General features: G+C 52.2%; 1 protein-coding gene (only partly in view). It reads left to right on the forward strand.

Going from position 1 to position 7,055, the window contains the following annotated elements; translation table 11 throughout:
• On the forward strand, positions 1–7,027 hold the end of the coding sequence (locus K7B67_RS02285; RefSeq protein WP_252178755.1) for a TcdA/TcdB catalytic glycosyltransferase domain-containing protein. The gene continues 21,134 nt to the left of window position 1, outside the view; the window shows 7,027 of its 28,161 coding nt (coding positions 21,135–28,161); its start codon lies off the left edge, out of view; its stop codon occupies positions 7,025–7,027.
• Positions 7,028–7,055 lie beyond the last annotated feature (28 nt).

Genomic DNA, 7,055 nt, shown 5'->3' on the forward strand with positions numbered 1-7,055 from the left:
TGGTGGGGGTGGCTTTGATGCTGACGGCTCGTCATGGGGCGGTTCGAAGAAGCGGCCCGGAAAATTTACCCGCATGCTCGATAAGCTGGACAGAAGCAAAACATACGGGCGTATCAAAGTCGGTGTCGGCGCAGGGCAATCCATTGCCGGGCTTGCCGGTGGTATTCAGGCCATTGAGAACCTGAAGAAATATGGCCACGTACTGTCTGATAAAACCAGAAACCTGGCCTATGCCGGGGCCGGCCTGACGATTGGTAACTCTGTCTATGGTATGGCGATGACCGGCCACTGGCTGATGAGTAGCAGCAAAAAACTGCTCAAGGGGGCTGATGCCGCGGGCTCTGGTGTCAAGGCCCTGAAGACCACCACCAGGGCGGCAAAAGCCTCAAGGGTTGTCACCAAGATGGTGCCGTTAGGAGGCAGTGTCATTGGTATTGCGGGTGCCGCTGTTTCCATCGTCGCTACGGAGATGTCCGTCAAAGAGGCAAGAGCGTCCGGCAACCATGATCAGGTGGCTTATTACGGAATGATGATCGCCCTGGATGCGATTTCGATTGGCCTGGATATTGTCGGCATGGTGCTGGACTTTTTTCCACCGTTTGGTGTTATTGCCGACCTGGTCGGCCAGCTGCTCACTGTCATACAGACCGCTATCGCGGCATTTATGCCGCCCAACAATGCCCGGCAGGAGTTCAACGCAATACTGAACGGCGATCGCTTTGCACGATACATTGACAACATGGCGAAAGACTTCGAGAAAAAAGGGTTTTCAAGGTTTGAGTACCATGCCGATGCCGAGGAGTTTCTTCACCAGAGCAAGTATGAGGATAACCTGGAAGAATTGTTGGTATCCCGGAAACGATCGCTGGCTGGTACCACAAAAGGCCTTGCCTTTACCGACAAAATCAACCGGCGCCACACACAGATGGGGACGGATCTGGAAGACTACATGCATGGCAGGAAAGGCTACAAGATATTTTATGGTTTGGGTGGCGATGACACCCTGATCATCGACGAGGGCGAGCTATACGGCGGAGCAGGCAATGACCGGTTGACGCTTAAGAAAGGCTTGGCGGAAGGGGGTGACGGCAACGATATTATCCGGATCATAGAGTCAGGGATAGCGTTTGGGGGCTTTGGTAATGACGATATCTGGATTGGTGAGTCAGGGGAGGCTTATGGGGGGAGAGGTCACGACATCATCCGTTTGCCATATAAATACGGGGTCGGCTACGGTGGGTGGGGTAGAGACATCATTATCAACGGCAGGGTTCAGTACGGAGGTCGCGATGATGACCATCTTATAGACGACCTTGGTTATATAAAGCAGTTTGGTGGTCCAGGAAATGACCGGCTTGAACCGGGTTTGGGCAAGGGGATTCTTTATGGGGGACCTGGCAATGACATCCTGATTTTGCCAAGCGAGATCAAGATTCCTTACTTAAGGCACTCTTTATTCTCCTTCATAAAGCCGAAAACGCATTACTATCGCCTTAAGTGGACGAAATCTGACACATTATTCGACGTTAACCTGCAAACCTGGCGCTGGGGTAACCTTTTTCCTGAATATCTGAAAAAACATGGAGTTAACCGCGCCGCGCCGGATGGTAAGGAAATATGGAATGAATCATCCCTTTCAGGCCGCTTCGGCATCGATAGCTATTACTCAGATTTTTCTGCTAATCCACGCGATGGCATGGAGCAAAATCTGCACCCAGGCAGAATGTACATTGCCGAACTGTCATGGATAAAAGCGGATTACAATCGTGCCACCAGAGATAAAAAATTACCCTCCGAGTATTTGCTGACGGGGTATGAAGCAAAGCATACAAGAGTAGAACGAATTTCTGATCACTACGGCCCTCAGACCTACTTTTACGTTGGCAGAGTCAGGTTCAAACACGTCCATTACGGGGATGGAAAAACACAAGTTGGCGATACCAAACTTGGCCATATGTATTTTTCGAAACAGGGCGCTTACCTGTTGCAAACCAATGGGGATCTCTACTATTTCAGCAAGACCGGACTGAGAGAACGCAGCGAAAGGCCCAAGCCCAATAACCCCAGTGTCTTTTACGCGACGGTGATACAGCTGCTGGACACCGGAGGGTCGATTGCCAATGTTGAAAGTGTCGTAGGGTCGACGATGGGGGTGGCGGTGATCGGGACTGCCCAGCCCAACAGGATTTACTTATGGGGCGGTGGCAATGAGGTTCGTACCAAAGGGGGGGATGATTTTGTCGATGCCAGCAAGGGCAACGGGACTAACTGGATAGTCCTGGGTTCGGGCAATGACCAGGCGTTGTTGGGTGATGGCGAGAACAGGGTGGATGGCGGCCCTGGCACAGACACCGTTTCTTACCTGGGTCGGAAAAAGGGTCTTAACCTGGACCTTACCAACAAGTATTGGTCCGGGTCACAGGCAGAACATCTGAAACAGGTGGAGATCATCCAGGGTTCCCCTGGCAATGACAACCTCTGGGGAGACCAGGGCAATAATGTTTTCATTGTCACCAATGGCACCAATACCGTCGATGTCCGGGGCGGCAATGATACGGTGGTCGCCATTGGCGGAAGAACTTCTATCCGGTTGCGCAGCGGTTTTAATACGGTGGTACTGGGTGACGGCAAGGGTCAGAGTCGCCACGAGGTTTACACGGGCACTCACACGGACACCCTTATGCTGCGTGCTGGCAGCCATCTTGGTAACCACCGAATTCACGTCCATAAACGTCAGGAGCCGCCGACAGGAAAATGGCCTGTGCTGGTCATCCGCTGGGGAACATTTGGTGACTATTGCGGTGACCATCAGATGGCCAGCCTGACGGTCAATCCCTTTGACGAGAGCCTGAATCTGGTTTTTGACGATTCACTCCCCAACAAGAAGACGACTCTTGACTTTCACACTCCTGGTTTATCCAGTTTCCATACGACACATACCAACAGCAGTTTTTATTGGGAGGACGTGGCGGGCAAAAACTCTAACCTGTCAATGACCGAAGCCCTGACCAACCTGAGGAGCACCACTCTCTCGACTTATCTTAATGCGGGCACGGAGCCTTGTCGGATCATAAAGAGAATGGACGACTACAGCTTTTCCACAGAGGAGATGTTGGCATTCTTGAATCGTTATCCTGAAAAACCTTTAAGTGAATTCCCCCGGGATTACTGGCGTAAAAAGACCAGGCTGCAGCGTTTTGCCAATGAAGGGAAAAAACTGGGCGCTGGCCTGCACCGGATTGGCAGCCAGGCAAGTAGTCATATCAATCTGGTGATTGAGTTTGGTTTCGTCTCTAACCGCTGCACGCCACACCGTGGTGTTTTACGGAAGCTGACCTTGAAGCTTGGCCAACAGCAGTTGCTCTTTGAAGGTGTCGCCCCACACATGAAGCGGCATGGTGTTGGCTTTATGAGACCATCGCATACACTGGGTTTGAAATTGGTTAAAACCGATGCAGACGGTCGTAGACAACGCGACTACCAGAAAACATTTGGATTCAGACTGCTGCCGAAATGGACCGATCTGGAGCAATGGACCGACCTTTTCCCCGGTCAGCCAATGGCGAAAACCCTGACCATGCTGGAGCTGGATTACAGTTTTCATACTTATTTTCGTGACCAATGCAACGCCTCTCCCTCATACAACAGTTCTCTGATTTTACCGACGGTTCACCTTGACTTGTCTTCAGATTCATACTCTGGCATCCCCATCATTTTAGGTGGCCCAGGTAATGATCAGCTGACGGGCAACCCGTCTACGGATAACGTATTAATTGGCATGGGAGGTCATGATCGTTTACAGGATATGGGAGGCAATAACCAGTTTATTGTCGGCATGGGCAATACCAGCGTTATTGCCGGGGAAGATGGGCACAATCAATTAATACACGATCAACGTCGTTATGTTATTTATGGTACCCGGCTGCTGAAAAAACACTCCAGAAGTCTAAGCGTCAAGGTGATCGCCTCAACTTATCAACTGGCTGGGATAGACGTCAATGTGACGGAAGGAACCGCCCGGACCCGATGGCTCAATAGCGATGGAACGGGTCGCTGGCGTTATTACCAAACCGTATTCAATGGTATCAGGCAGATTGCCGGGACTTCGGGAAATGATACCTACTTTGGCTCCAATGGTACGGATATATTCACCACCGGAGGTGGTTTGGACTGGGTGGATATGGGGGATGGAAATGACCGGCTCATCATTAATGCTCCCTGGCAAAGAGGTACCTACCTGGACGGAGGAAATGGTGCCAATACGCTGCTCTTTAACTTGCCGGTCAGTCGTAGTGTGACTGTCGGCCTGCAAAATAGTTTAACGGTCAGGAACTTTATCCTGGAGGACACCGGCAAGGGCCGCATCAACTTTTTCGGTGATGATAAAGATAACGTGTATATGTCCAGAGGTTCGGTGCGCAGGTTTTATGGCAGAGAGGGGGATGACGCCCTTTTTCTTCAGAAGCTGCCGATGTCTGTCCATTTTAACGGTGGTCCGGGTAAAGACACGCTGGACTTGAGCCGGGCAACCCTTGCCCCGGAATTTGTCCGGCTCCACCTGTCTGTGATCTCAAGCTCAGTGAGGCACTCTTGCCCTGCAAACGATTCGCGGTCCTGCTCTGAGGAGACTCATAACCAGGCTCGTTTGTTTTATACGCTGATGGCACCGGGATCGAATGGCACCTATGAAACATGGCCGTCAAATGTCAGCAACTTTGAGATTTTCAAAGGCCCCAAGAGCGGCGATATCTTCAACATTCCGGCTCTCGCTGGCCTTGCCGTCGACGGCGGAGGAGGTGATGATATTTTCAGGATTTCCTCTCCCCGCAGCAAGGGCAACAGCTCAATCACCACCACGGTTGGGGGGACTGGATACAACCGACATTATGGCAGCCCGAAAGCTGACCGGATGGTGGCCAACCTGGGGCCTGACCTGCTTTCTGGCAATCTGGGCCCGGATATTTACGTGATCCACCCGCAGGCCAATGGCACCCGGATCGTCGACCGGGACAACGGGAATACCCTGGTATTGCACGGGGTACAACCCGAAAATCTCGACTGGCAACTGACCGGGAATTATACCCGTCTGGAAGTAAACAACGACGGACATTTATTTTTCAGCATCGATTTACCGTACGTTCCCCGCTGTGTGCGTGAAGATGGCAGCCTGGTCACCGGGCACTTTATCAACAGTCTGGAACGGCATTTCTGGCGCCTGACAACGATTGCTCCGGGCAACAACGGAACCAGGCTGCTGAGCGGCAAAAAACTTCGAAATTATTATCACTCCAGGCTGACGGTTGATAAACGACTGGATGGCAATTACCAGCTTGGCAATATCACCGCACCGGTGCATGGCGGGCCAGGGGATGACGTGTTTTTCTTCTCAGGTACTGCCAAGCCCGAGGCCGGGCTGTACGGCGATTCGGGAAATGATATTTTCCATCTTAAAAGCAGGGGTGTCAGTGTCCACCCCGGCCCTGGCAATAACCTTGTCAGTCTGGAGCTGGAGAATGCAGAAGAAAATGGCGCGGTAAAACTATTCTTCGCTCCTGCTTCGTTTAACCGTGTTCGAATGGCTGGTATCAGCCTTGCGGATTTGCAGGGGGCAAGCTGGCATTCGCTGGCTTGGCGTAATGCCACTGACAGCGGTGACCAGGCTCGTTGCCCAGCCGGTTTATCCCGCCTGATGCCACCTCCGGTCACTGGCGGCAGTTTTATCCTGGCCGCCTGGATTCGCCGGAGCTTACCCTTCGGCAGGCAAACACAGGCCGGAAGCAAACTGATTTATTTTGCCGGGGCTGACGGCTCTGATGTTATCAGCTTAAGCGTGGAATCCGGGGGGCTGGAGATCAGACTAACGGATGGTTTCAGGGTCTTTCATAGCAGAGTCAGGCAATTCTTTACCTCCCCCCGTCAGCACCTGGCTATGACAATAGATGACCGTGGTTTTCTAACCATCTACCGGGATGGCCAGGTTGTTTTGGCAACCGAGGCCCTTAAGCCAGACAGGAAAATTCGGGCGCTGAGCTGTTATGCCGCTGAAAAACTCATCGTCAACCCGCGTCTCCCGTCGCCTGAAGGCATAAAAATGATGGCGTCCGGTGTTGACCCCCTGGTGAGAATAGGCACCTGGCAGGACCCTAACAGTATCTACGCCAATGGCTGGCCAGACAGCCTGGAACTGGATGACAGCATTCTGGATGGCAAGGACATGATCGGTCAACGACTCGGGTCTGGTTATTCACTTTCAGAGCAAACCATCCCCGGACATCAGTATGTAATTGATGAAAAAAGCGCTATTTACCGTTTCTCTGGCGATGATACGGGTAACAGCCAATGGCTTCTGGCAAACGTCACGGGCACGGCTGACCAGCTCGAAATTAATACCTATGACTGCTGGAAATTGCGCTATCAAAAGTCGGACGGGGATCTTATCCTGACTGTCTTGCCGAAGAAGAACCTGTTGAATAACAGCGACAATAGCTCTCACCCGATCAATGCCCACCCGATCAATGCCCACCCGATCAATGCCAGCCAGAGCCTTCGGGTGCAAAACTTTTTCAGCCAGAAAGGCGAGACCGTTGAGCGCCTGATCGTTGATAACAAGGTGCTCAGCAGGAGCGAGGTGCTTGCGCAAGTGGACAGCCCACAGTCCAATGGCAGGCACCCACTGAATGAGAGCATCCCGGAGGGGACATTGCCCGCTCAGGCTGGAGGCAACGGCACCCAGTCCTTACTGAATAAGATCATTGGTAAGGGGCAACAGCTGTTGAATTACCTGGGCAGTCTGGCCGGAGCTAAGAAAGACGACGCTGACACAGGTGAAGCCGAGAGTGAGCGACCCCAGGTGGCAAATCTGAATGACACCGAATTGAACCGAAACCACCAGCGCCTGGTTCAGGAGATCAATGCCCTGTCTGGCAATCGCAGTGGTGATAACTCGTCGTTTATCCCATCGGCAAGCCAAAAAATGGTGCAGAATCTGACGACTCCGCAACCTTTAACTAGGATAGGGGAGGGCTGAACAATCTGTTAGTTACGGAGCTTCCTGT

Origin of the sequence: Endozoicomonas sp. 4G (assembly GCF_023822025.1) — a bacterium.
Classification (GTDB): Bacteria; Pseudomonadota; Gammaproteobacteria; order Pseudomonadales; family Endozoicomonadaceae; genus Endozoicomonas_A.